At 57.3% G+C, this 26346-nt stretch carries 23 protein-coding genes; 16 read left to right on the top strand and 7 right to left on the bottom strand.

Annotated features, from left to right (window positions below; genetic code table 11):
* Positions 1-21 precede the first annotated feature (21 nt).
* The 4 genes from glcD to hglS all read left to right on the top strand — a co-directional run bounded on the left by glcD (position 22) and on the right by hglS (position 5326).
* On the top strand, positions 22-1521 hold the full coding sequence (glcD, locus tag PSH97_RS11155; RefSeq protein WP_305449215.1) for a glycolate oxidase subunit GlcD: 1500 nt from the start codon (positions 22-24) through the stop codon (positions 1519-1521).
* Positions 1521-2570 (top strand): glycolate oxidase subunit GlcE, encoded by a 1050-nt coding sequence (gene glcE, locus PSH97_RS11150; RefSeq protein WP_305449214.1) that lies wholly within the window; start codon positions 1521-1523, stop codon positions 2568-2570. The genes glcD and glcE overlap by 1 nt, the downstream gene beginning before the upstream one ends.
* 1 nt (position 2571) lies before the next feature.
* Entirely contained in the window at positions 2572-3789 is a 1218-nt protein-coding gene (gene glcF, locus PSH97_RS11145) for a glycolate oxidase subunit GlcF (RefSeq protein WP_305449213.1), read from the top strand.
* 145 nt (positions 3790-3934) lie between these two features.
* A complete protein-coding gene (hglS, locus tag PSH97_RS11140) occupies positions 3935-5326 on the top strand; it encodes a 2-oxoadipate dioxygenase/decarboxylase HglS (protein WP_305449212.1) in 1392 nt (463 codons plus the stop codon).
* 121 nt (positions 5327-5447) lie between these two features.
* Here hglS and PSH97_RS11135 read toward each other — a convergent pair whose 3' ends face one another.
* Positions 5448-6125: a type 1 glutamine amidotransferase domain-containing protein gene (locus PSH97_RS11135; protein ID WP_305449211.1), complete on the bottom strand. Its 678-nt coding sequence runs from the start codon at positions 6123-6125 to the stop codon at positions 5448-5450.
* A 101-nt stretch (positions 6126-6226) separates the two neighbouring features.
* On the opposite strand from PSH97_RS11135, the gene PSH97_RS11130 reads away from it, so the two are divergent.
* The 12 genes from PSH97_RS11130 (at position 6227) to PSH97_RS11080 (ending at position 20128) form a co-directional block, all read left to right on the top strand.
* On the top strand, positions 6227-6403 hold the full coding sequence (locus tag PSH97_RS11130) for a hypothetical protein (RefSeq protein WP_305449210.1): 177 nt from the start codon (positions 6227-6229) through the stop codon (positions 6401-6403).
* A 123-nt stretch (positions 6404-6526) separates the two neighbouring features.
* Positions 6527-7042: an Hcp family type VI secretion system effector gene (locus tag PSH97_RS11125; protein WP_007900657.1), complete on the top strand. Its 516-nt coding sequence runs from the start codon at positions 6527-6529 to the stop codon at positions 7040-7042.
* 131 nt (positions 7043-7173) lie between these two features.
* A complete protein-coding gene (gene tssI / locus PSH97_RS11120) occupies positions 7174-9216 on the top strand; it encodes a type VI secretion system Vgr family protein (RefSeq protein WP_305449209.1) in 2043 nt (680 codons plus the stop codon).
* The gene (locus tag PSH97_RS11115) at positions 9206-9946 is read left to right on the top strand and encodes a DUF4123 domain-containing protein (RefSeq protein WP_305449208.1); all 741 of its coding nucleotides are present in this window, start codon (positions 9206-9208) and stop codon (positions 9944-9946) included. The genes tssI and PSH97_RS11115 overlap by 11 nt, the downstream gene beginning before the upstream one ends.
* The gene (locus PSH97_RS11110; protein WP_305449207.1) at positions 9943-14838 is read left to right on the top strand and encodes a polymorphic toxin type 46 domain-containing protein; all 4896 of its coding nucleotides are present in this window, start codon (positions 9943-9945) and stop codon (positions 14836-14838) included. Before PSH97_RS11115 ends, PSH97_RS11110 begins: the two co-directional genes overlap by 4 nt.
* 30 nt (positions 14839-14868) lie before the next feature.
* Positions 14869-15141: a hypothetical protein gene (locus PSH97_RS11105; protein WP_105344654.1), complete on the top strand. Its 273-nt coding sequence runs from the start codon at positions 14869-14871 to the stop codon at positions 15139-15141.
* A 92-nt stretch (positions 15142-15233) separates the two neighbouring features.
* On the top strand, positions 15234-15623 hold the full coding sequence (locus PSH97_RS28575) for an Imm50 family immunity protein (RefSeq protein WP_407682171.1): 390 nt from the start codon (positions 15234-15236) through the stop codon (positions 15621-15623).
* 302 nt (positions 15624-15925) lie between these two features.
* Positions 15926-16231, top strand: a complete 306-nt coding sequence (locus PSH97_RS11100; protein ID WP_305449206.1) for a hypothetical protein — start codon at positions 15926-15928, stop codon at positions 16229-16231.
* Positions 16232-16714: 483 nt separating this feature from the next.
* Positions 16715-16984: an Imm50 family immunity protein gene (locus PSH97_RS11095; protein ID WP_305449205.1), complete on the top strand. Its 270-nt coding sequence runs from the start codon at positions 16715-16717 to the stop codon at positions 16982-16984.
* 350 nt (positions 16985-17334) lie between these two features.
* On the top strand, positions 17335-17682 hold the full coding sequence (locus tag PSH97_RS11090) for a DUF6124 family protein (protein WP_305449204.1): 348 nt from the start codon (positions 17335-17337) through the stop codon (positions 17680-17682).
* Positions 17679-17945 carry a hypothetical protein gene (locus tag PSH97_RS11085; RefSeq protein WP_305449203.1) on the top strand — a complete coding sequence of 89 codons (267 nt, stop codon included), beginning with the start codon at positions 17679-17681 and terminating at the stop codon, positions 17943-17945. Before PSH97_RS11090 ends, PSH97_RS11085 begins: the two co-directional genes overlap by 4 nt.
* A 296-nt stretch (positions 17946-18241) precedes the next feature.
* Positions 18242-20128 (top strand): ATP-binding protein, encoded by a 1887-nt coding sequence (locus tag PSH97_RS11080; protein WP_305449202.1) that lies wholly within the window; start codon positions 18242-18244, stop codon positions 20126-20128.
* Between the two features lie 7 nt (positions 20129-20135).
* On the opposite strand, the gene PSH97_RS11075 is transcribed toward PSH97_RS11080, so the two are convergent.
* The 6 genes from PSH97_RS11075 to PSH97_RS11050 all read right to left on the bottom strand — a co-directional run bounded on the left by PSH97_RS11075 (position 20136) and on the right by PSH97_RS11050 (position 26313).
* On the bottom strand, positions 20136-20954 hold the full coding sequence (locus PSH97_RS11075; RefSeq protein WP_305449201.1) for a cyclase family protein: 819 nt from the start codon (positions 20952-20954) through the stop codon (positions 20136-20138).
* Positions 20955-21619: 665 nt separating this feature from the next.
* The gene (locus tag PSH97_RS11070) at positions 21620-21793 is read right to left on the bottom strand and encodes a hypothetical protein (RefSeq protein WP_305421888.1); all 174 of its coding nucleotides are present in this window, start codon (positions 21791-21793) and stop codon (positions 21620-21622) included.
* 10 nt (positions 21794-21803) lie between these two features.
* On the bottom strand, positions 21804-22046 hold the full coding sequence (locus PSH97_RS11065) for a hypothetical protein (RefSeq protein WP_305449200.1): 243 nt from the start codon (positions 22044-22046) through the stop codon (positions 21804-21806).
* A gap of 62 nt (positions 22047-22108) precedes the next feature.
* Positions 22109-23182 carry a lipocalin-like domain-containing protein gene (locus tag PSH97_RS11060; protein WP_305449199.1) on the bottom strand — a complete coding sequence of 358 codons (1074 nt, stop codon included), beginning with the start codon at positions 23180-23182 and terminating at the stop codon, positions 22109-22111.
* Positions 23172-25643, bottom strand: a complete 2472-nt coding sequence (locus PSH97_RS11055) for an ABC transporter permease (protein WP_305449198.1) — start codon at positions 25641-25643, stop codon at positions 23172-23174. The genes PSH97_RS11060 and PSH97_RS11055 overlap by 11 nt, the downstream gene beginning before the upstream one ends.
* 1 nt (position 25644) lies before the next feature.
* On the bottom strand, positions 25645-26313 hold the full coding sequence (locus PSH97_RS11050; protein ID WP_048394989.1) for an ABC transporter ATP-binding protein: 669 nt from the start codon (positions 26311-26313) through the stop codon (positions 25645-25647).
* Positions 26314-26346: the final 33 nt, after the last annotated feature.

Here is a 26346-nt window from a genome sequence, read left to right as displayed (position 1 = left end):
GATTTATACGAGGCGCGATTGATGAACATTCTTTACGACGAACGCATCGACGGTGTTCTGCCCAATGTCGACAAGGCGGCGTTACTCAAGGCCTTGCAGCAGGAGGTGCCGGACCTGGACATTCTCTGGCGCGAAGAAGAACTCAAACCCTACGAATGCGACGGTCTCTCGGCCTATCGCACCACGCCGATGCTGGTCGCCCTGCCCCGGCATCTGGAACAGGTGCAGGCGCTGCTCAGGCTCTGTCATGCCCGCAACGTGCCGGTGGTGGCGCGCGGGGCCGGCACCGGGTTGTCCGGCGGCGCGCTGCCGTTGGACAAAGGCGTGTTGCTGGTGATGGTGCGGTTCAACAACATCCTGCACATCGACCCCGCCGCCCGCACCGCACGGGTCCAGCCGGGGGTGCGTAACCTGGCGATTTCCCAGGCGGCGGCCCCCTTCGGTTTGTATTACGCACCGGACCCGTCCTCGCAAATCGCTTGTTCAATCGGCGGCAACGTCGCGGAAAACGCCGGTGGCGTGCATTGCCTCAAGTACGGCCTGACCGTGCACAACCTGCTGAAACTCGAAATCCTGACCCTTGAAGGCGAACACCTGACCCTCGGCGCCGATTCGCTGGACGCGCCGGGTTTCGACCTGCTGGCGCTGTTCACCGGCTCTGAAGGCTTGCTGGGGATCATCACCGAAGTCACGGTCAAATTGCTGCCCAAACCCCAGGTCGCCAAAGTCCTGCTAGCGAGCTTCGACTCGGTGGTAAAGGCCGGTCGCGCGGTGGCTGAAATCATCGCCGCCGGGATCATCCCCGGAGGCCTGGAGATGATGGACAACCTGGCAATCCGGGCTGCCGAAGATTTCATCCACGCCGGTTACCCCGTGGACGCCGAGGCAATCCTGCTGTGCGAACTGGACGGCGTCGAAGCCGATGTCCACGACGACTGCGAGCGAGTCCGCGAGGTGCTGCAACAGGCCGGTGCCAGCGAGGTGCGCCAGGCCCGGGATGAAGCCGAGCGCGTGCGGTTCTGGGCCGGGCGCAAAAATGCCTTCCCGGCAATTGGCCGCCTCTCGCCGGATTACTACTGCATGGACGGCACCATCCCCCGCCGCGAATTGCCCGGTGTGCTCAAGGGCATCGCCAGCCTGGCGCAAGAGTACGGCTTGCGCGTGGCCAACGTTTTCCACGCCGGCGACGGCAACATGCACCCGCTGATTCTGTTCGACGCCAACCAACCCGGCGAACTGGAACGGGCCGAAGCCCTCGGCGGCAAGATCCTCGAACTGTGCGTGAAAGTCGGCGGCAGCATCACCGGCGAGCACGGGGTTGGCCGGGAGAAAATCAATCAGATGTGCGCGCAGTTCAACAGTGACGAATTAACCCTGTTTCACGCCGTTAAAGCCGCGTTCGACCCAAAAGGCCTGCTCAACCCTGGCAAGAACATCCCGACCCTGCACCGCTGCGCGGAATTCGGTGCGATGCACATCCACGCCGGGCAATTACCGTTTCCTGAGCTGGAGCGTTTCTGATGCCCGATTTCGATGCCAGTGAAGCCTTGCTGGAGCAGGTCAAACAGGCGCGGGAAAACGCCACGCCGCTGCGCATTCAAGGCGGTAACACCAAGGCGTTTCTCGGCCGTGAAGTGGCCGGAGAAATACTCGACACCCGCGCCCATTGCGGCATCGTCAGCTATGACCCCACCGAACTGGTGATCAGCGTTCGCGCCGGCACGCCGCTGAGCGAACTGTTTGCCGCACTGGACGCAGCGGGACAAATGCTGCCCTGCGAACCACCATCGTTCGGCGAAGGCGCCACTGTCGGCGGAATGATCGCCGCGGGGTTGTCCGGGCCGCGGCGCCCGTGGTCCGGTTCGGTGAGGGACTTTGTCCTCGGTACCCGAGTGATCAGCGGCCTCGGTACCCACCTGCGCTTCGGCGGTGAAGTGATGAAAAACGTCGCCGGCTACGACCTCTCGCGCCTGATGGTCGGCAGTTATGGCTGCCTCGGGGTGCTGACCGAAGTCTCGCTCAAAGTGCTGCCCAAACCCCGGCAATGCTTGAGCATCAGCCTGGACATCGACTGCGCCCACGCCTTGGCCAATCTGGCGCAATGGGGCCAGCAACCGCTGCCCATTAGCGCCGCCAGCCACGACGGCCAGCGTTTGTATTTGCGGCTGGAAGGCGGCGAAGGTTCGGTGACGGCCGCCCATCAACGGCTCGGCGGCGAACCGTTGGATTCCGGTTATTGGGCCGACCTGAACGAACAACGACTAGACTTTTTTAATGAGGGCCTGCCGCTGTGGCGCTTGTCATTACCCAACAACCTCGGGCCTCTGGACTTGCCCGGTGAGCAACTGATCGACTGGGGCGGCGCGCAACGCTGGTTGAAATCCGCGGCCGACAACATTCAGTCGCGGGCCCTTGAACTCGGCGGCCACGCCACCTGTTTCAGCCATGGCGTCAGCGAAACGCCATTCCAGCCGCTGGCCCCGGCGCTGTTGCGCTATCACCGGCAACTCAAGGCGCAACTGGACCCGCAAGGGCTGTTCAACCCTGGTCGGATGTACGCGGAGTTCTAGCATGCAAACCAACCTGAGCGAACAGTCCAAACTACTGCCCCGCGCCGAAGAAGCGGACAAGATTCTGCGCACCTGCGTGCATTGCGGGTTCTGCAACGCCACGTGCCCGACCTATCAACTGCTGGGCGACGAACTGGACGGGCCGCGCGGGCGCATCTACCTGATCAAGCAAGTGCTCGAAGGCGCCCCCGCCACAGCCCAAGCCCAGTTGCACCTGGATCGCTGCCTGACCTGCCGCAACTGCGAAACCACCTGCCCGTCCGGGGTGGATTATCACAACCTGCTGGACATTGGCCGCGCGGTGATCGATCAAGCGGTGCCGCGCCCGGCCAGTCAGCGGCTGTTGCGCCAGGGGCTGCGGGCACTGGCGCCGAACCCGAATCTGTTCAGGACTTTGCTGCAAATCGGCGCCACCTTCCGGCCATTGCTGCCACGGGGCATTGAGGCAAAGTTGCCCCACGACCTCCCCGCCACGGGCGAGCGCCCTGCCCCCCGGCATGCGCGCCGGGTGCTGATGCTCGAAGGCTGCGTGCAGCCCGGTCTGTCGCCGAACACCAATGCCGCGACCGCGCGGGTGCTGGATCGGCTGGGGATCAGCGTGATTCCAGCCCCGGAAGCCGGCTGCTGTGGCGCGCTGGACTATCACCTCGACGCCCAAGCCATGGGCCTGGACCGCGCGCGACGCAACATCGACGCCTGGTGGCCGCACCTGGAAAACGGCGCCGAAGCCATCGTGCAAACCGCCAGCGGCTGCGGCGCGTTCATCAAGGATTACGGGCATCTGCTGGAGCGTGACCCGGTCTATGCGGCCAAAGCCCAGCGGGTCAGCGAATTGGCCCTGGACCTGGTGCAAGTGTTGGCCGATGAACCTTTGGAACGGGTTTGCGCCGCCACCGACCGACGAATCGCCTTCCATTGCCCCTGCACCTTGCAGCACGCCCAAAAACTCGGCGGCGCGGTAGAAGCCGTGCTGACCCGGTTGGGCTTCAATCTCACGGCAGTGCCCGACAGTCATTTGTGTTGCGGCTCGGCCGGCACCTATTCGATCACCCAACCGGAACTGGCCCGGCAACTGAGAGACAACAAACTCAACGCTCTGGAAAGCGGCCACCCCGAGGTCATCGCCACCGCCAACATCGGCTGCCAGAGCCACCTCAACAGCGCAGGACGAACGCCGGTCAGGCACTGGATCGAATTGGTGGACCAAGTGCTGCAATAACCGAAGCCTACGTTGCAAGAACAACCCTGCGCTGCAAGAACAGTCCTTGGCAGAATGAAGTTCGTCAGAAACTTCGTTTGTCGGCGCCGCCGAAGGCTGCGATCTTTTCCGACATCCGTTACGTCACTGCGCCAGGAAACTTTTCATGAGCCATCCGAACTTCGTCAGCCCTGACCTGATCCGCCAACGCTTCTCCAAAGCGATGTCCGACATGTACCGCGAAGAAGTGCCGCTGTACGGCGCGTTGATGGAACTGGTGGAACAGACCAACCGTCATGTGCTGGACAGCGATCCGCAGATCGCCCGACAGTTGAACAGCACCGGCGAAATCCAGCGACTGGACCTGGAGCGCCACGGTGCGATCCGCGTCGGCACCGCCGCTGAACTGGCGACCCTCGCCCGCCTGTTCGCAGTGATGGGCATGCAGCCGGTGGGCTATTACGACCTGACCCCGGCCGGCGTGCCGGTGCATTCCACCGCGTTCCGTGCGGTGCATGAGGCGGCGTTGCAGGTCAGCCCGTTCCGGGTGTTCACCTCGCTGCTGCGCCTGGAACTGATCGAAGACGCCGAACTGCGAGCCTTTGCCCAATCGGTGCTGGATGCGCGCTCGATCTTCACTCCGGCGGCATTGGCCCTCATTGAACGCGCTGAAACCCAGGGCGGCCTGACCGAACACGAAGCACAGGACTTCGTCACACAAGCCCTGGAAACCTTCCGCTGGCACCACAGCGCCACCGTCACCGCCGAGCAATACCAGCAACTGAGCGCCCAGCATCGCCTGATCGCCGACGTGGTGGCGTTCAAAGGCCCGCACATCAACCACCTGACGCCACGCACCCTGGACATCGATATCGTCCAGGCACAAATGCCCACCCATGGCATCACCCCCAAAGCGGTGATCGAAGGCCCGCCCCGCCGCCAATGCCCGATCCTGCTGCGCCAAACCAGCTTCAAGGCGCTGGACGAGCCCATCACCTTCACCGATCAAGCCCAGACCCGCGGCAGCCACAGCGCACGCTTCGGTGAAATCGAGCAACGCGGCGCGGCGCTCACCCCCAAAGGCCGGGCGCTTTACGACCGCTTGCTCAACGCTGCCCGGGATGAACTGAAGGACTTCCCCAACGAAGCCAATGCCGCACGCTACAACGCGCTAATGACGCAGCACTTTGGCGAATTCCCTGACACCGTTGAAGAAATGCGCCAACAGGAACTGGCGTACTTTCGCTACTTCGTAACGGAAAAAGGCCTGGCGGCGGATGAACTGAAAGGCGCGTCGCTGGAGGATTTGCTCCGCGACGGCTATGTGCGGGTTGAACCGCTGGTGTACGAAGATTTCCTGCCGGTCAGCGCGGCGGGGATTTTTCAGTCGAACCTCGGGGATGCGGCGCAAACCCACTATGGCGTGCATTCGAACCAGCAAGCGTTCGAAAAGGCCTTGGGAAGATCGACGATTGATGAGTTGGGGTTGTATGCGCAGACGCAGCAGCGGTCGATTGATGAGTGTTTTGCCGCACTGGGCTTGAACATTTCCGAATAGGCGTTATGGCCGCAAAAAAGATCGCAGGCTTCGCCAGCTCCCACGGGGGTTGGGTACACCCGTTGCATCGCGGTTGCACGCGATCGAGGCAGGAGCTGCCGCTGGCTGCGATCTTTTGATCTTATTCCAGCTTCGCCAACAACGCCTTGGCGGTCGCTTCCGACGAGGCGGGGTTCTGACCGGTCAGCAACAGACCATCCGCGATCGCGTAACTCGCCCAGTCGTCGGCCTTGGAGTAAAGACCACCATTGGCCTTGAGCATGTCCTCCACCAAAAACGGCACCACGTCCGTCAGCTGCACAGCGGCTTCTTCGGAGTTGGTGAAGCCCGTCACCCGCTTGCCTTTAACCAACGGCTGGCCGTCCGCATCCTTGACGTGGCGCAACACCCCCGGTGCGTGACAGACCGCCGCCACCGGTTTGCCCGCCTTGAAAAACGACTCGATCAGCGCAATTGAAAAGGGGTCTTCAGCCAGATCCCACAACGGGCCATGCCCGCCTGGATAAAAAACAGCGTCATAGTCTTCGGCCCTCACGGTGCTCAGCACCCCGGTAGACGCCAATGCGGACTGGGCAGCGGAATCCTTGCGAAAACGATCGGTGGCCGCAGTCTGCGCGTCTGGCTCATCACTTTTAGGGTCCAGCGGTGGCTGGCCGCCCTTGGGTGAGACCAGGGTCAGCTGCGCGCCAGCGTCCTTGAAGATGTAATACGGTGCGGCGAATTCTTCGAGCCAAAAGCCGGTTTTTTTACCGGTGTTACCCAATTGATCGTGGGACGTTAAAACCATCAGGATTTTCATGTCGTTCTCCAGTCGATTTCAGGGTTATTCAGTGATCTCGGCGCTGGGTTTGACCATCGGACAGCGCTGTTCGTTGCGCCCATTTTCGGGGTGATGGCTTCATGGCCTTGATGCGCAAGAAGTTGCGCAACTATTTTGATGAAAAGTCCCCCAGCGGCGCTGGACGCCAGGTTTATCAAGCCCTCCAGCCCAGTGCGCAAGAAGTTGCGCAGTGGTGCGCAACTTCTTGCGCACCTTTTCAGCTGATCCTTGCCGAAAACTCTTCCGGTGCTGGATAAATCGCCTCAACCACCTGATTTATATAGCGTTAATCATTTCTGGCACGGACCTTGATAACAGTCAGGCACCCACCGGGCGATACCGCCTCCCGGGCACCCTAACTTTTAGCAAGGAGCACATCCATGGCTACACCAGCGTACATGTCCGTTACTGGCGAGAAACAAGGTCTGATCACTGCCGGCGCGTTCACCGCCGACTCCGTTGGCAACACCTACCAGGAAGGTCACGAAGACCAGGTCATGGTTCAGGCTTTCAGCCACGACGTGATCATCCCGCGTGACCCACAGTCCGGCCAACCGACCGGTCAGCGTGTACACAAGCCAGTCGTGATCACCAAGGTCTACGACAAGTCTTCGCCACTGCTGCAAGCGGCACTGACCTCCGGCGAGCGCATGAGCGAAATCGTTATCCAGTGGTACCGCACCTCGGCTCAAGGCACCCAAGAGCACTACTACACCACCAAACTGGAAGACGCGATCATCGTCGCCATCAACAACAAAATGCACAACTGCCAGGATCCGTCGAACTCGCACTTCACGCACCTGGAAGAAGTGCAGTTCACCTACCGCAAAATCACCTGGACCCACGAAGTATCCGGTACTTCGGGTTCCGATGACTGGCGTGTTCCAGTCGCTTAATCGCGGCTGACGGTTCCAAACATCGGCCAGCTCTGCTGGTCGATGTCATTTGCGCCTTCCAAGAATTTTCGCGTCCGCAAGCGCCCATTTGGGTGTAGGCGTGCGCCGCAGCACTGCACGAGGAACAAGGGATGTTCGCGCCGGCCAATCAGACTCACTTTGCCCTGACTATCGAAGGTCTGGAAAACGATCTCCAGGTCCTTTCCCTGCAAGGTCGGGAAGCCATCAGCCAGCCTTTTGTGTTTGAGGTGGAGCTGGTCAGTGAACAGCCATCCCTGGACCTCGAGACCCTGCTGCACAAACCAGCCTTTTTGCAGCTCTCGCCTGACGGCAGCGGCATCCATGGCCAGATCTACCGCGCCGCCCAAGGCGATTCGGGCAAACGCCTGACCCGCTACGCCGTGACCCTGCGCCCGCGGCTGTCCTACCTGGCGCACCGCATCAACCAACGCATCTTCCAGAACCTCACCGTGCCGAAAATCGTCGGCATGGTCCTCGAAGAGCACGGCATCCAAAGCAATGCCTACGAATTCAAAGTCGGAGCGATCTATCCCGAGCGCATTTACTGTGTTCAGTACGATGAATCGGACCTGCAGTTCATCCAGCGCCTGTGCGAGGAAGAAGGTATCCACTACCACTTCCAGCACAGCGCCACGGCCCACAAGCTGGTGTTTGGCGATGACCAGACGGTGTTCCCGAAACTCGCACCCGTGGCCTACCAGCAAGACTCCGGCATGGTCGCCAACGACCCGGCGATCAAGCGCTTCGACCTGCGCCTGGAAACCCGCACCAGCCGCACCACCCGCCGCGACTACGACTTCGAAAAACCGCGCCTGACGCTGGAAAGCGAGAACCGTGGCGACGCCCTGCCCGACCTCGAAGACTACGACTACCCCGGTCGCTTCATCGACCGCGAACGCGGCAAGCACCTGGCCAAACGCGCCCTCGAGCGTCACCGCAGCGACTTCCAGCTCGCCGAAGGCAAAAGTGATCAGCCGTTGCTGGTCAGCGGCCACTTCCTGGCCCTGACCCAACACCCCAAAGCCAAATGGAACGACCTGTGGCTGCTGACCGAAATCCTCCATGAAGGCAAACAGCCGCAAGTGCTGGAAGAGTCGGTCACCAGCAACACGACTAACCTCAAGGGCGATTTCCATCAGGGCTACCGCAACCGCTTCCAGGCCACCCCCTGGGACGTGCCAAACCGCCCGCCGCTGAACCACCCCAAACCACGGATCCTCGGCAGCCAGAGCGCCGTGGTCACCGGGCCCAAAGGCGAAGAAATCCACTGCGACCAATACGGCCGCGTCAAAGTGCAATTCCACTGGGACCGCGAAGGCCAGGCCGACGACAAGACCAGCTGCTGGCTGCGCGTCTCCTCCGCCTGGGCCGGCGCCCATTATGGCGGCATCGCCATTCCGCGGATCGGCATGGAAGTGCTGGTCAGTTTCCTTGAAGGCGACCCCGACCAACCGCTGATCAGCGGCTGCCTGTACCACAAGGAAAACGTCGTCCCATACGCCCTGCCGGCGAACAAGACCCGCAGCACCTTCAAAACCCTGAGCTCTCCGGGTGGCGGCGGTTACAACGAGCTGCGCATCGAAGACAAAAAAGGTCAGGAACAGATCTTCCTGCACGCCCAGCGCGACTGGGATGAGAACGTCGAACACGACCAGAAAATCCGCGTCGGCAACGAACGCCACGACACCGTCGAGCAAAACAGCTACAGCGAGTTCAAGGCCGAAGAACACCATACTGTCTACGCCGACCGCAAAGTCGAAACCCGCGCCAACGACCACCTCACCGTGGGCGTCAACCAGCACATCAAGGTCGGCACCGGCCAGTTCATCGAAGCCGGCCAGGAAATCCACCTGAGCAGCGGCATGAAAGTCGTGCTCGAAGCCGGCAGCGAACTCACCCTCAAGGGCGGCGGCAGCTTCATCAAGATCGACGCCAGCGGCGTGACGCTGAGCGGCCCGGTGATCAACATGAACTCCGGCGGCAGCCCCGGCAGCGGCACCGGGGCGGCACCGTTGATGCCGGGGGCGTTGAAACAGGCGGATGCGGATAAGGCTGGTGCGGTGTTGAGCCCGGCGCAGATCAATACCCTGAAACGTAACGCGCCATTCTGTGAAGAGTGCGAGAAATGCAAGGCAGGTGCTTGTGCGATCTGATCTGTTGACTCCACAGGCGTGGTTGGCTGAACGGCCGTTGAAGACGGGTGAGCGGTTGTACTTGATTGTTAGTGCGGCCAGTGATGCCGAGCCACTCAAGGCCTTCTACCAGCAAGACATGGCGCCGGAATTGATCCCGATCTGGAGCGGCACGCCTTACGCCGATTGGCAGCCCGTCATGCCCTACCTCGCCGAGCTGAAACCCAATGCCGGTTTTCTGCAGTGGATTGCCGAAACCGATGCTCAGGACTGGGGTTGGCTGGCAATGTCCACCAGCACACCGGATGTGGTGTTCGAACAGCTTCGCAGCCTGACTCAGGTCCGCATACCCGATGGGACCGAAGTGTTTTTCCGGTTCTGGGACGGGCGGCATATTTATCCGATTCTTGAGGGGTTGGGTGCCGGCGCGGGTGAGGTTTTGCCGGTGTTTAACCGGTACCTGATCAATGGCCAGAGCCTGGAAGTGGGGCCGAGGGCCGTGCCGCCAGCGAAGGAGTGGCCGTGGTGGGAGGTGCCGCAGAAGTTGCTCGACAGCCTGGCGGAGAAAGACCACACAACCGTCGTCGACAACCTGATGCAGTGGTTGGGAGAGGACTGCCCGGAGCTGTACTTCGCCTTCCCCCAAAGTAACTTGCGCCACAAGGTCGAGCGCTTCGTCCGCCAACAACCCAATACAGAAGATTTGGCAGAGCGTCTTGCTGCTCAGCTGACAAAGGAAGTCACGTCATGAATACCCCGATTGGTAGCTTGGTCCTGCGCGTACTGGACGCCAAAACCCCTGACGTGAACCTGATTCTCAAAGACTTCAAGAATTGCCTGAGCGATTACAAGGACTGGGCGGACGGCTTCCTGACCGGCTGGGCACTGGATGTCGACCAGACCTTCAAAGTCGGAAATGAAGTCAGCGTGACCAAACGCAAGACCAAAACCGGCAAGGTCGAGACCTACGCGACCTGCCCTCTGGCGGGCGACTTCACGTTGATCCACATGTTCGAGTCGGCGCGATTCGTACCGATCGGCAACACTCCAGTGAAACTGGAACCCGTCACCAAAGGTACTTTCTACGACGACGTCACCGGCCCCGTTATTGAAACAACGATCGGCCCGAGCGGCATCAAGGTGATCGACGGATGCAAAAAGGGCCAGATGTATCGCATCACCTTTTTCCCGAACGTATCCCAAAGCAATGTCAAAGCGCTGTACGACTCCTACCAGGGCGTAATCGGCAATCTAAACGGCTGGTTGCAAAGTGAATGGTCGAGCAAGTTCCAGCCTCAGTGGGCCAGTTATTCGACTGCTGACCGCGCAGGCCGCTCCGTTATTCTGTTGAAACGAGCGATGGATGGTCTGGAGAAGGCGCTGCTCAGGCTGTGGGACGACATCAAAAGCCTGTTCGAACTGCTCGCACACCCAAAGGAAAACCTCGAGAAGCTGCGCAAGTACCTGTCGGATGTCGAGATCGACAAGCTCTATGCCGCGTCCAAGGAATCCATTGCGTCGGGTCTGTTGATCCTCAGTGACGAACCATTGATGTTCATTTACGTCTCGGCGATTGTGGCGTGGGTCGGCATGCTGCCGCCGCAAGTCATCGTCGATGTGGTGACGGCCATTGCGTCGGAATTCCTGATTAACGTGGTGCTGGGTATTTGCCTCACTGGCGGCGCCGGGATCGCGGTGCGGGTGGGGACCAAAACCCTGTCCACGGTCAAATCCGGTACGGCGCTCAAGTACCTTGAAGAGCTCGCCGCGAAACTGATGACCCTGAGCGGCAAGCATAGCCTGCCAGCGCACGCAGAGGTTTCTAAGCCACTGATTGCCAGTGCCAAGAGCGTGCCGATGAAGCCGACCAAAACGGCGGCGCTCAAAATCGACGAGGCAGCCGCCAACGGTTCAAAAAGTCAGGTACCGAAAACCACGGATACGCCGAAGCAGGAAGTGAAAGACGCTTCTTCGTTTCCGCGTGGCAAGAAAGAAAAACAGACCACCCTCGCACCAAAGGAAAAGGTCGACGACGCTTCTACTCAGTCGAAAACGCCTGACGACAAAAGCGCCGCCTGCGCCAAGAAAACCTGCACCAATGGTTGCCCGGTATCGATGGTCACTGGCGAAGAACTACTGACCCTGACCGACGGCGAACTCGGTGGTCTGCTGCCCTTCAGCTGGACGCGCCTCTATCGCACCAGCGCCGCAGAAATCGACTGCGGCCTGGGTTACGGCTGGAGCCACGCCCTCGCGCAACGCGTCGACATCAACGACGACGAGGTGATCTGGACCGACCACGAAAACCGCGTCACCACCTTCCCGTTACCCAGTGTGCAGCGCCCTGCGATCACCAACAGCCTGTCGGAAGCGGCGATTTTCCTTGGTGACGATCCTTCCGAACTGATCCTCACCCAAGCCGGCGAACGCACCCAGTTCTACCACTTCCGCTACAACAGCAAAGGCGCGACGCTGATCGCCATCAGCGACAACTACGACAACCGCCTGCACATCACCCGTGACATTCACGGACGAATCAAACGTGTCGATAACGGCGCCGGTCGCGCCCTCCTCGTGCGTTACGACCGCAAACACATTGTCGCCATCGACTACCAACAGTTCAGCCCGGCGGACAACCTGGAAGATGCCTGGAGCACCGTCCAGACCCTGGTCACCTACGGCTACGACGCCCAGCAACGCCTGATCGAAGCCAAAAACGCCGCCGGTGAAGCCGAGCGTTATGCCTATAACGACCAAAACGTCATTCTCGAGCGGCAACTGGCCGGTGGCGCCAGCTTCTACTGGGAATGGGAAAAAGAAGGCAAGTCAGCCCGCTGCATCCATCACTGGGCAAGCTTCTCACAGATGGACGCGCACTACGTCTGGAATGACAAGGGCAGCGTCACCGTTACCAACGCTGACGGCAGCGAAGAGGTCTACACCCACGACGCTCAGGCTCGACTGGTCGCCAAAGTCGACCCGGATGGTGCCGAACACCTGAAGGCCTACGATGACAAGGGCCGTCTGATCGCCGAAAAAGACCCACTGGGCGCCGTCACCGAATACCAGTACAACGAAGCCGGTCGACTGGTTGCGGTGATTCCGCCAGAAGACGCCCCCACCACTTACGAGTACTACCACGGTTACGTCCGTGTGGTGAACCGTGGCCCGGCAAAGTGGACATACTGGCGCAACGATCAGGGCGACATCACCGAACAAGTCGACCCGGAAGGCAACTCGACCCACTACAGCTACAACCGCCAAGGCCGTCTGCTGGAAATCCATCACCCTGATGGCAGCCGTCATCAACTGGGCTGGAACAACCTCGGCCAACTGCTCGAAGAACAACTACCGAACGGCGGCCAGCGCAAATATCGCTACGACGCCTTGGGCCGGCAGATCACCCGTCAGGACGAAAGCGGCGCGGTCACCCAATACCAATGGGACGCTGCCAACCGCCTCGCGCAAATCACTTTGCCGGGAGGCGCTACGCGCGCATTCACCTACAACGCCTACGGCAAAGTCACTGCCGAACGCGATGAGCTTGGCCGCGTCACCCGCTACGAATACGCCGATAACCTGCACTTGGTCAGTCGTCGCATCAATCCGGACGGCAGCCAACTGCGCTACCGCTACGACAACTCGCGCCTATTGCTCAGCGACATCGAAAACGAACGTGGCGAGCAGTACCACCTCGACTACTACGCCAATGGTCTGATCCAGCAGGAAACAGGCTTCGATGGGCGTCGTACCGCCTACGAGTACGACCTCAACGGCCAACTGCTGAAGAAAACCGAATTCGGCGACGACGCCAGCGAGTTGGTCACAGAGTACCAACGTGACGCCGCTGGCCGGTTGCTGGTGAAAACCCTGGCCGATGGCGAGGAAATTCACTACAGCTATGATGCATTCGGCCGTTTGGTCAACGTCGACGACGGTCATTGGCCCCTCGCCTACGAATATGACCTGCAAGACCGCTTGATCACCGAGCATCAGGGCTGGGGCACCACGCGTTACGAATACGACAAACTCGGCCAACTGAACCACTGCCGCCTCCCCGACGGCAGCACACTCGACTACCGCCACCAACCCGGTGGCCGCCTGAGCAGCATCGACCTCAACGGCTCACGCCTGACCACGCACCAGTTCAGCGCTGGCCGTGAACAGCAGCGCCAACAAGGCCTGCTACTCAGCCAATACCAGTACGACGAACAAGGCCGACTGCAAGCCCACACCGTCAGCCAGCAGGACCGTAACCTGTTTCGTCGTCGCTACGCCTACGACGCAAACGGCAATCTTGCGGGTATCGACGACAGCCGCAAAGGCAACCGCAGCTACCATTACGATCCGCTCGATCGCCTGATCAGTGTGCGCGGAGCTACGCCTGAAAGCTTCGCCCACGACCCGGCGGGCAACCTCCTCGGCCAAGGCGACCAGCCGTCCGCCAACTTGGCCAACGTCAAAGGCAACCGCCTGCTCATGCAGGGCGACCGCCACTATGACTACGACGCCCACGGCAACCTGATTCGCGAACGTCGCGGCACCGGCCAAAAACTCGTCACCGAATATCGTTACGACTGCCGGCACCGTTTGATCGGTGTCAGCCTGCCGGGTGGTAGCACCGCGAGCTACAAATACGACGCCTTCGGCCGACGCATCGCCAAAACCGTTGATGGCCACACCACAGAATTCCTGTGGCAAGGCGAACGCCTCATCGCTGAAAGCGCCGACAACCGCTATCGCACTTACATTTATGAACCCGGCAGCTTCCGCCCGCTGGCGATGCTCGATGGCGAAGGCCCGCTGAACGCTACACCTTTCTATTACCAACTCGATCATCTCGGCACGCCACAGGAACTCACCGACTACAGCGGTGAGATCATGTGGTCGGCGAAATACCGCGCTTACGGCAATCTCGCTACTCTCGATATCGCAGAAATCGAAAACCCGTTGCGTTTCCAGGGCCAATACTTCGATGCTGAGACGGGCTTACACTACAACCGGCATCGCTACTACAATCCGGGCACTGGACGGTATCTGACGCCGGATCCGATTAAGCTTGCGGGTGGGTTGAACAACTACCAGTACGTGCCTAACCCTACGGGATGGGTGGATCCGTTGGGGTTGAGCTGCGTTCCAAGTGATTGCCCAGATGACAGACGAGCTGAGCTGAATAAAAAATATGGCCGAACAGGGGATATCAATAACGATATCAATGCCCGTGGAAGAAAAGAGACGGCTACGGAATTTTATCGAACGCAAGGCTTTGAAGAGGCTAGCATTCCAGGCCATTTAAACGGCATAGATTTTAATCAACCGGTAAATGTAGAGACGTTAAACCGAGGGAAAACCGTTTATCAATTCCAATCGCCCGGTGCTCCACAAGGCAACTACTATTCTCTGAACCCCGCTACAACCCCATCAGAACTAGGTATTGGTCCACTCGGAGATAATCGCGCAGCCGGCACAGTCGAGCTCAAGTTGCAAGGCATTTATCGAACCACCCAAAAAACGCCCGTATTGAAATCTACAGCCAAACCAATAGATGATACTTGGTCTGTGAAAGGGATGACGCAACCGTCATCAGGGGGCGGAACTCAAGTCTTTAGCAGTGCTAAAGGAAATTTTGAAAAAATCCAGTAATTTTTCTAATACACATCTAGGAGGCCACAAATGAAACAATCCGATCTATATGACATGACAAGTCGCTGTGGCTTTACGGTAACAGTATTTTCGGATCACCCAGACTTCTTTTCGTCTTGGTCATTAAACATAAAAAAAAATGAACAAAAATACATGATAGAACATGACGGCAGAGACAGCTGGCTGATATTTTACAAAGAAAACGAACCAAATAAATTCAAAGAAATAGACAAAAAAATATCTCACACGATGAGCGACAATGAAAAACTGAAACAATGTGAGTCTTGGCTTTTAAGCGTTTAGCAAACAAAAAAGTCAGCCATCACTAATTAGTTCAAACTAAAACAATCCACCTCAAAAGTGCGGCCAATCATTACGTATTTGAACAATCTAAAATGTGGACATCATCAATATCGAATAAAAAACAGTGGACTTCTATTTTTGGAGAAGACTACTCCCCTACCAACATGCGCACTTCTTACGTCATGCTGGACGGAAACTCTATATGCTTAAAACTATACAGCCAAGTAGAACAAGCAGTCGCCCCTAAGAAATGGCTGGAAAAAGACTATAACGAGTACGAATTCCAGCTTTACATAATAAATGTAAAAAATTTCAATGTAGAAAATTTCAATTTCAGCGGCCCCACCACTATAACCGTTACTCAAGATAGCTCAAACTACAAAGTCACACTTGGGTTTGGAAATTCATGTACAGCCACATTCAATGCAAAAAACATTACCATAGCAAATATTAAGGCATACCATAACTATGGTGCAGTGTAGCAAAAGAACATCCAAATCAGCTCACACCAAGAGAGCTGCCTAAAAAACTAACAAAACTCACATCAACGCTTCAAAGCAAAAATGTAAAGAAAGGGCATAAAGAAAGAAAGGGGACAGATTTATTTTCATGGCGTGAAAAATAAATCTGTCCCCTTTTGGCTATTCGGAGCTTTTCACACCGCCGTGGCGATGTGACTACCCGCTGTAAACTTACAAACAATTATAAAAGTCATACATAAAAGTTAGAAACCTATTTTCTACGCACCCATGAAAATACTCCCACCCTTTTGGCTCCTTTTCGAATGAATACTAAAAAAATCATTGAGCTTGGCGGAACAATCACATTTGATGACATCTCCCACCTCAATCAGTTTATTGACACTTCGATGATCGTTGATGACTTAAAGGAGGACCTATTCCAAGCCGCCTTTCCCCATGATCAACTTATTGACATAGGCTGGCACCCTGAATTCTGTGAAAACGGCACATTTAGAATTTTTTTAATTAAAGCTTATGACTGGGAGCACCCAGTTTCCAGCGAAAAAGCAAAAAACTGGACAGAACTAAACAAAGCAATTTCCAATGCTTTAAACAGACTAGAAAAATGACTACCCGAGAAAACAAATGGACAGGCTTATTTTCTGCGCGCTCGCAAAAATAAATTCGACTTATTTAATTATTCACAATAAAAAATGCCAGATACAAATAAAAAAATCATAATACCCGGAGAGTCCGCACTCGAAGCACTAGCAGAGATAGAGTTCATATTAATATCTCTACATAAAATTGGTAGCCATTATAGCGACAAACCTAATGCAGACTACCAACGAGCGACAACCGACTTTATAGACAACGAAAAAATCACACAAAAACTCGCCAAGGTACGACGAATACTAAGCGAGAGCTTTGATAATACGCTTGGTGAAGACGATATGGACGACATAGAAAGACACATGAAAAACATCGAATTCTGGGAACCCTAACCAAAAATCCCAAGAAAAGGGGACAGGTTTATTTTCTATACACATTAAAATAAATCTGCTCCCTTTTGACTGTTTCTCCGCCCCTCAGTTAGGCCTCAAGGAGCAAAAATGAAGTTCTGGAACGATATCGATGGTGGCATTTTTTTCAACCAGGTTTTCAGGACTCCCGTCGCGATTGGACTCATTGAACTTTTCACAGTAAACATCGATAACAACAGACCAACTATAATACTGGAATTTGACATCGAAGAACTCCCTGACGCCCCTCCCGCAAAATGGAAAAGGGCTGAATTCAACACATGCCGCATCGGTTTAAACTGCAGCGAAATCAGCAGCCTGACGATCAAAAATACACCTACAAAAAAAAGCTTAGTATAAGAATCACTCAAAGCGACAGTTTCTTCACGATTTACGCTTCGAACAACAACTCGACAATTGAATTCACAACAAAATCTCTGCTACTTTGTGGTCCCTCAGTTTATATGAACGATAAAAAAAACGAGTTCACTTAAAACCAAATCTGACTCAATTTTTTAGCCCTTCGGGACGCCTGACAAGAGCACCGGACATTTCCCACAAAACCCATCGCCATCCATGAACTTGTACACCCCTTCCTCCCCAGATAACCTCCCCCAGCCGCTGCAACCTCAGCGACCGGTTTTGACAGACCGAACACGATCAGGCATGCAAATGCCGCTTTGCGGCTCCATTGTTTCAGGAGCTTCACGATGAAAAAGTTTCCACCCGATTCCCTCGCCTCCCTCCAACTCAGCCAAGCAACCCAACGCACCATCAGCGCCCGTCTCCGCGACCCAAAAAACCCCGACCCCATCAGCCACGTTTTCACCCTCCTCCCCAACCTCAACACCGAAACCCTGCTAAGCCACGCCTGCGAAACCCTCGCCTCGCTCAACGTGCTGACGACCGACTTTGCCTCCGAGCTCGAAGGCTCGCACCGCAGCCTGGCGCTATCGATTCAGCAATTGGCCGTGCTGGGTGAATTGTTGGTAAATCGGGCGCTGGACAATCTCGATCCGCCCGGTGGGGCGTCCGATGCTCAGGAGGTGCAGCCATGACTCGATACATGCCGATCACCGGCATCGACTGCACGATCCCTTCCCTGTTGATCGATACCGAAGCGCCTGTCGACGTGTTGCACGACACGGCGGCGTATCGCATTCGCAGCGTCACTCAACTGTTGGAGACGCTGTCCCTGAGCGAGGCGCTTGGTGGTGATGCTGCGCTGTTGCAAGAGTTTGCGAAGGTGTTGGCAATCCAATTGCGTGATGGCTGCGATTTGCTGGATGTAGTCGGGCGGCGGTTGCGAGCGCAACTTTAAATCATCAATAAAAATGGGCGACTCAAGGTAGGGTCGCCCATTTTTATATCTGCAACTTTTAAACACCGCCTCCCAGACTTATGCACATTGCACTTCGCAAGAGATTGTTAGAAACCGTCTTTAAACTTCTGATCAATCCAAAAAATCGACTCAACGTTGTGCACACAGAAACCCAAAAAACTGGCTATTCGGTCAAGTAACTCCCTCACCGCCTCATCTAAAAACAGCGAAAACAACAATGGTTTTCAGCCAGTCTTCAACCTATGCTTGGGCTGACAGTATGGAGGCTGTGATTTATGTTCGAACTCAGACGGAAAACATGGGCTTTACTTTTGGTCTACATCGTAGGTGTCAGTGGCTATATCTACTACCTCTACGTCGAGACTCAAGGAATCCTCACTGAAAACATTAACAACAAGCTACTGCATGCCGCGCTGGGGGCTTCGGCCATCCTTGGCGACCGGTACCATGACAATCTGATAGACAAACAGTCCAAATCCGAAGCGGAAGACTGGAATACCATTCAGCGGCTCTCCCGGTTCAACGATTCCATGGGTACTGCTTTTGTCTACAGCGTGGTCAAACGCTCGGGCGAGGCTTATCTGGTCAGCTCCAGCGCATCGGAAAAAGAGATCCTGGAGAAGAATTTCGTACGATTTTTCGATCCTTATCCGGATGCCAGTCAGGCTTTGCTCGACAGTTTTGAGCGCACCGAACCCACCTGGATCGACTACTCGGATCATTGGGGAGACTTTCGAGCCGTCTTCGTCCCAATGAAATCGCAGGACGGTACGGTTTATGTTGCTGGCGCGGAGATGACGTTGGCGGATTATTACCAGCAACTTAATCAGGACTCTCTGCACCATATTATCCTGGCCATTCTGGTATTTCTGGCCTTCAGCCTTTTGTTCGTGATCGACTTGTTGCGCATGCGTGCTCATCTGCAGCAACTGCAAATAAACGAACAGGTATTGAATCAGGCAAAAAATGCCGCCGAGGACGCTGATCGTTCAAAAACCAGATTTTTGGCGACCATGAGTCATGAAATCCGCACGCCGATGTACGGTGTCATCGGCGCGACTGAGTTACTGGCTGGGTCCGCCCTGAACCCCGAGCAAAGCAGCCTGCTAAAAACGATTCATACGAGCGGACGAACCCTGCTGTCTCTTATTGACAACATTCTTGACCTTGCAAAAATCGAAGCGGGCAAACTTGAGTTGAAGCCTTGTGTATTCGACGTGAGAACACTGGTTTCATCCAGTATGGCGATGATCCGGCAAAATATTCAGGACAAGCCGATAGTACTTGAGGTCCAGGTTTCACCGGACGTACCGCTATTGGTCAAAACCGATCCCGATTGCCTTCGCCAGATATTGATCAACTTGTTGGGCAATGCGGTCAAATTCACTGAAACCGGAAAAGTATCGCTCGTGGTCACGACTAGCGGTTACGGCCCTCGCGCCCGACTCGAATTCTCCATACGCGATACCGGCGTAGGTATCCCCACGGAACGGCAAGACAGTCTGTTCAAGCCCTTTGCCCAGTTTAAAGAGCCGGCCAGTCAACGCTTTACCGGGAGCGGGCTCGGTCTTTCAATCTGCAAGAATCTGGTCGAGGCGCAGCAGGGGACTTTATCCTTTACCAGTCAGTCTGGCGTCGGATCGACGTTCTCCTTCTCGCTCCCCATGGAGCTTTTTTCAGTCTCGGAAATACCTCTCGGGGACGATCATGCCCCCCTAGGTTTCGACTCATCGTTTGCCGGGAATTATCCACTCGCTATCCTGCTGGTAGAGAACCATCCCGTGAGTCAGAAAGTTGCCATGGCGATGTTGCAAATGTTGGGTTATACACCCGACCTTGCGGCAAATGGCCTACAGGCAATCAATGAATACATGACGTCGACTCCAGATATCATTTTTATGGATATCAACATGCCTGTCATGGATGGGCTAGAGGCCATCCGTAACATCCGCAAACTGGCGCTGGGCGATACTTGCTACATCGTCGCTTTCACCGCGAGCGCTTTTTCAAACGAGATAGAACGGTTCAGGGCCGCCGGCGCCAATGACATTTTAACCAAACCGGCGAACTTTCAGGCCTTGACCCGAGTGCTTCAGCGTGCAGCCAACTACCGGCAGCGGTTCAAGGCCTTCACGCCGGTAGTTGATACTATTTCAAGTTGACATGAACTCAGGGTACAAACGCCATCACGGAAACAGGAGAACCTGACCCCTCTTTCAGTCGAAGCACGCCAATGACCAATGTCGTGCCTTTCGCGGGTAGTTGATCGAGGTTAGTCAGGCACTCCAGGACGATGCCCTCTTTCGCCAGAATCTGGCTGTTGGTGCCGTAAACCGAATCCTGACCTGGATCAGCTCCGTGTGTATCGATACCGACACCGGCTATCCCGCGTTCTTCAAGCAAGAACTTTGTCGTTGCAGCACCTACACCGGGAAAGTGCGGGCCTTTCGCATCTTCATTGATAAAGCGCTTGGGATCGTCCCACAGGGCTTGCCACCCCGTATAAAACAGCACAACAGAACCCTGGTCGATGCGCCCATGAGCCTGTTCCCATTGCTCGATGTCCTGGATGCCAATCACGTAGTCCGGGTTGTTCCGGGACTGGGTTCGTATATCAATCACCACGGCCGGCCGCACCAGGGACTCCGGCTTATAGGCATCAATCCCGATGGCATTAGGGTGAAAACTATTAGGCGCGTTCATATGGGTTGCACTGTGCTCACCCATGCTGAAACGCCGCAGGTAATAACCGTCTTTTTCCTGTGAGGCCACCACATCGAATGTCATCGGCGGGTCGTTAGGCCAAAGTGGAATGGACGTGCTGATGATATGGCTAAGGTCGATGACCTTTCGAAACTGAATACTCTGCATTCCTTTGACGTCCTTATCCTCTGCGAAACTTTTAGCGACGCCGACCGACAGCAAAGCGGTCAGTAAGCCAATAGATACCCGTTTGAAACAGCTGTTGTCTTGCTTGGATGTCTCCATAACGATTGACTACTCCTTCGATCATTAAAGGGTTCCTGCCCTCTCGTCCAGCCGTGCCCAGCTGTTGTCTATGCTCTGCTGGTTGACTCTGAAGACGTTCTGTATCGGAGAGTATCAATATTGACCGTTTCAATGCATCACCGTAACCGTTCGAGTTACACCACTCGCGTCTCGGACCTCGATCCAGGGCAACCTCAGCTCACCCGGTGAGGTGCCCGGACACCGCTTTAACCCAGCGAATAAAAATGGGCGACTTCAAGGTCGCCCATTTTTTATGTCCGAAACTATTAAACATTGCGTTCCAGAGGAGGTGTTCGCCCAGTGTAATGGCCTGGCAATCCATGCACCGGTAAAGAGCCCTGACACCGGGCGAACGGGAAGGATTTTAATAGAATTTGGCCGATATGTCCTCGGTACAAACATGAAATTTATGCACGTAATATTTCGTAAGTTTTTGCTAAAAAACCGGATACAAACTTCTAAAACTCACCAGTTCGACCATTAAAACTGATTGTTCTTATACAGTTATTTGCACAAGAACAATCAATACGTACAAATAATGATCAGCTTGGATGCTGGCTGGTGACTTTCAGCACATCGATACAGGTCACCACATCGCTCTGTTCTACGTTCAGATCTTTCATTTTCGCCTGCATAGACGCTGCTCAGGGAGTGTCCGCAGTTTCTTGTGCTGTGGATTCGCCGCTTTCCGTGCCCTTGCCGCTTTCCTTGCGCCGGGTCGGGTCGGTGGGGCGCAGGGCGTCGTTGTCGCGCTCGACTTCGCCCGGTGGCCGCGGTTCGTCGGGGTTTTCCGAGGGGGTGGTCGGTTTGGGACTCATGGAATGTTCCTCAGGCTTCGGGATCGTCGACTTCGTGGGCGACATTCACGGCGGGCGAGTCTTTGTGGGATTGATCGGCCTTGGTTTTGAGGGTCTGCCATTGCTCGAGGTCGATGGCGCCCTGCCCCAGCAGATCGTCGGCGATGCGCAGTAATTCGCTGTAATGCGCATCGGGGGATTGCTGCCAGTAGGCTTTGTCGTCGAACAGCCGCTGCCAAGTGGCAAGGGTGGGCGGTTTGAGGTCGTCGCTCATGGCAGGCTCCCGTGAATGGGCTTCATTACGTAGGAAAACGGCGTGGCGCCGAGAGTTCCGGGTCAATAGCCGGTCATCTCCAGATACCCCTGCCCGCCATGACTGCCGCTGAGCCGCACCGGCCCCTCCCAATAGGGAATGCGCAAGTCCATCCAGGCCTTGGGATTGAGGGCGGCGATGGTGATATCGAGGTGCTTGGAGGGAATTTTGATCGACCAGCTCACGGGCATCGAACGCCCGGCCACGTTGGCGGTGTCTTGGGGTGTGAGGCTGATGTCGTCGGCATGCAGTAATTGCGTCTGCCCTTGGGCATCGATCCAGGTGCCGGTGAGGTATGGCGCGCCGTCCTTTTGCCGCATGCGGTAGAGCATGACCTGTTCGCCGCTGTCCAGGTGCAGGGAGAACCAGTCCCAACCGGTCTGGTTGGCGGTCAGGGGTTGGCTGCTCCACTCGCGGTCGAGCCAGGCCGGGCCGCTGACGGTGTAGGTTTTACCATCGATTTCCAACGTGCCGCTGGCCTGGAAAAACGGCTGGCTGTAGTAGTAGGACGCCTGGCCCTGTTCGGATTTCTGGCTGAAGCCTTTGTCGCCCTGAAGCACCAATGGCCGACTTGAGGTCAGTCGAAGCTGGTAGCTGAAAGCCTTGTCGCGAGCGCTGAGTTGCAGGTCCGCCAGCGGATCTTCATGAGGGGCCTGACTGCGGAAATACCAATCATCGATCCATGCGTTGAACGGCGCCAGGCTCACGCCGGCCTGGCCGACGCCGCCTCGGGCGTAGCGTTCGGCGGCATGGTGCACGGTGGCGGAAGTCACAGCAGCATGGCCCAGCCAGATGGTCTGATTGCTCCAGCCAGATTGTTCGGGCGTTGCTTTCAAGGCGCTGCGAAACAGCGTCCATTGCGCGCCGAATTCCTGGCCCTGATCGTCCTTGAGGTTAGCGGTGACGTACCACCACTCGATGCGAAAGCCATCGTGCGGGCCGTGGTCCGCCGGAAAATTGAAGACTCGCCCGGGCACCACTGGGGTAAATGCCTCGACCTGATGACCGAGGCCGGCGAAGCCTTTTTCCGGCGCAGGCGTGTTGTCGCATCCGTTCAGCAGCGCGGCCAGTAACAACACGCCGAGCTTAATCTTCATGAGCAAACGTCCTCAGCAGATCCGCCGGTTGCGTGCGATACAGCGAGTACAACGGCCATGCTGAAGCGAGCAATGTCGCAAGCAACGCCAAGCCCATCAACTGCAACAGTTGCAGTGGAAACACCCGCAACGGCAAGCGCCAGCCGAAGGCCTGAACGTTGATCACCGTGTCCAGGCACCACGCCAACGCGATGCCCAAGGGCAATGCCAGCACCAGCGTCAGTACCGCCAGCAACCAGGTTTGCCCGAGGTTCAGCAGCATCAATTGGCGACGGGTCACGCCCAGCGCCCACAGTGGTGCGAGTTGCCCAAGGCGGCTTTGGCTCTGGGTCAGCAGGCTGATGAACAGCGCCACGCCCGCGACGCAAAGCGTCAGGCTGTTGAGCGCGGCAGTGGCGGCGAAGGTGCGTTCGAACACTTGCGTGGACCAGCCCTTGAGCCGGGCCTGATTGACGATGCGGCTGTCATCCAGAGCGAAGCGGGTTTGCAACGCAGTCAGGAACCCCGGGATGGACGCAGGGTCGATGCGCAGGTTGAAACGGTTGGGCGTCAATTGCGGCCAGCCGCGCAGTAGATGATCGATGTTGACCAGAAGATGCCCCTTGGGATTGCCGTAGTCGGCGTAAATCCCGACGATCCGCGGCGACCATGGACCATTGGGCGTGGGAATGGTCAGGTGATCACCAAGGCGTACTTTCAACCGCCGCGCCAGTTGTTCGCTGAGCATCAGCGCGTCGTCCTTGGCCAGTCGTTCCCAAGGGTTGTCCCCCAACGCTTCCAGCAGGGGCCAGTGCTGACGATACGTCGGGTGATCGATCACGCCAAAAACGTCCGCCGGCCAGCCCTGCAACTGGATCGACACTTGCCAGTTCGGCAGCACCGCGGTGACTTGAGGTTGTTGTTTGAGCCAGGTGTGCAGTTCTCGAGCCTGGGCGGGACTTTGCGGATTGAGGTACAGCTCAGCGGTCAGGCGCTGTTCGAGCCAGTTGCTGAACGTCTGACGGAAACCGGCGGTCATGCTGCCGGCGCCGATGTTCGCCGCCAGCGCCAACAACAGCGCCATCAAGGCCAGGCTCAGGGCCGGCAGTTGCTGGCGGCAGTCGGCGAGAAACCATTGGCCGAGCACCGAACGACTTCGCCCAAGCACCCAGTCGAGCACGCTGTTCAACACCACCGGCAAGGCCAGTGCGGCACCGATCAACAACGCGGCCATCAGCACGAATCCGCTGCTCAGGCTGTCGCCGAAGATCAACGCCAATAAGGCGATCAGCGCAGCGAACGCCGCGACCCAACCCTGGCGCCGCAACCAGCGCGCGTGGGCCTGATGCCAGGCTTGCGGATTGGCCAGTGCCAGCAACGGCAGACGCGCCGCCCGCAGCAAACTGTTGGCACCGGCCAGTAAGGCGCCGAACAGGCTCAGACCGATACCGCTGAACCACCACAGCAGACTTAGATTCAACTGCCCCGGCACTTCGGCGCCGTACAAGCCGCGCAGGCTGGCGGCGACGTCCGGCAACAGCACGCCGGCCAGCAGGTAGCCGCTGACGACGCCGGCGATTCCACCGATCAACGCCAGGCCACCCAGTTCGACGGCAAGGCAGGCAATCAACATCCGTGCGCTGACCCCACAGGCGCGCAGGGTTCTGAGCAAGCCTCGGCGTTGCTCCAGCGCCAGACCGATCGCCGCGTGGACGATGAACAGACCGACCACGAACGACAGAAAGCCCAAGGCATCGAGGTTCAGATGGAAGCTTTCGGTCAGGCGCGCGAGATTGTTTTCTTCGCCGCTGGTTTTGAGCTGGAGTTGGCTCTTGAGCTCATCAGGCAGGGGCGCGCTGAAATCCTTGGGCAGCAGCAGCCGCGACAGTTGATCGGGCAATTGCAGAATCTGTTGGGCGAAGCCGATGTCCACCAGCAACACGCCGGGCGCCATGTCAGTCTGGGCACGCAGCGGCGGCAAGGTGACTCCGCTCTGGGCCACCGGGGTTTCACCTTCGCGCAAGCCCAACGCCTGCAAAGTCTGCGGTGAAATCCAGGTGCTGCCCGGCGGGGTGAAAAACTCGACAACCTGCTCGATCGGCAACGACTGCCCGGCCACTGCGGAACCGGCCGGCAACGACACCGGTTCAATGCCCATCAACTGCAAGCGCTGGTCTTCATGGCCCTTGAGCGTCACCCGCCCTTGCAACACGGGCGATACCGGCCAACCCGCACGACGCAGGTCGACAAACACTTGCTGGGAAAACACCCCACCGCCGGGCGCACTGAGGCTGGCTTGCGGTTCGCCGCCGATCATCTGACTGGCCCGGGCGTAGCTTTCTCGCGCCTGGCTGTTCAGCGCTTGCACGCCCGTCAGCAGGCTGGTGGCGAGCCAGAGCCCGGTCAGCACACTGAAAAATTGCACCGGATGCTGTCGCCAATGGCTGAGCAGCGCCCGCAGCGTCTCGCGAAAAACCCGCACCTCAGCGCTCGTCCGCGCCAGCCAGACGGCCGCCGTGCAGCACCACTTTGTCTGCCAGCCGCGCGGCGACCCGTGGGCTGTGAGTGACCATCAACAACGTCGTCGGGCTGTCGTCGAGCAGTTCCAGCAACAACTTCAACACCTCATCGCTGGTCGCTTCATCAAGGCTGCCGGTGGGCTCGTCGGCCAGCAGCAGTTTGGGTTGCGATGCCAGGGCGCGCCCCAGGGCGACCCGTTGCTGTTGCCCGCCGGACAACTGTTCTGGATAGCGCCGCAGTAAATCTCCCAACCCAAGACGTTGCACCAGATGCGCTTGCCAACGCGGATCGTGGCGGCCGGCCAGACGTGCCTGAAACGCCAGATTGTCTTCAACGCGCAAACTGCCGATCAGGTTGAACTGCTGGAACACCAGACCGATTTCGGTCCGCCGCCAGTTTGCCAATTGGCTTTCGTTCATCTGCTCCAGCCGATGCTCGCCACTGCGGATGCTGCCGCGATCGACCTTGTCCAGCCCGGCGATCAGGTGCAGCAAGGTGCTCTTGCCACTGCCCGACTCGCCCATTAGCGCCAGGCTGCTGCCGGGCTTCAACGTGAGGTCGACGCCTTGCAATACCGGCAGTGGGCCTTGGGGGGTGGCGTAGCTTTTGAAGACGCCCTGGACGTGAAGCATGGGGGGAACTCTTTTGATGAGCGAGGGGCAAGG

Origin of the sequence: Pseudomonas cucumis, from assembly GCF_030687935.1 — a bacterium.
GTDB lineage: Bacteria > Pseudomonadota > Gammaproteobacteria > Pseudomonadales > Pseudomonadaceae > Aquipseudomonas > Aquipseudomonas cucumis.
Note: the sequence above shows the minus strand (reverse complement) of the source record. Positions and strands in the feature narration are given on the sequence as shown.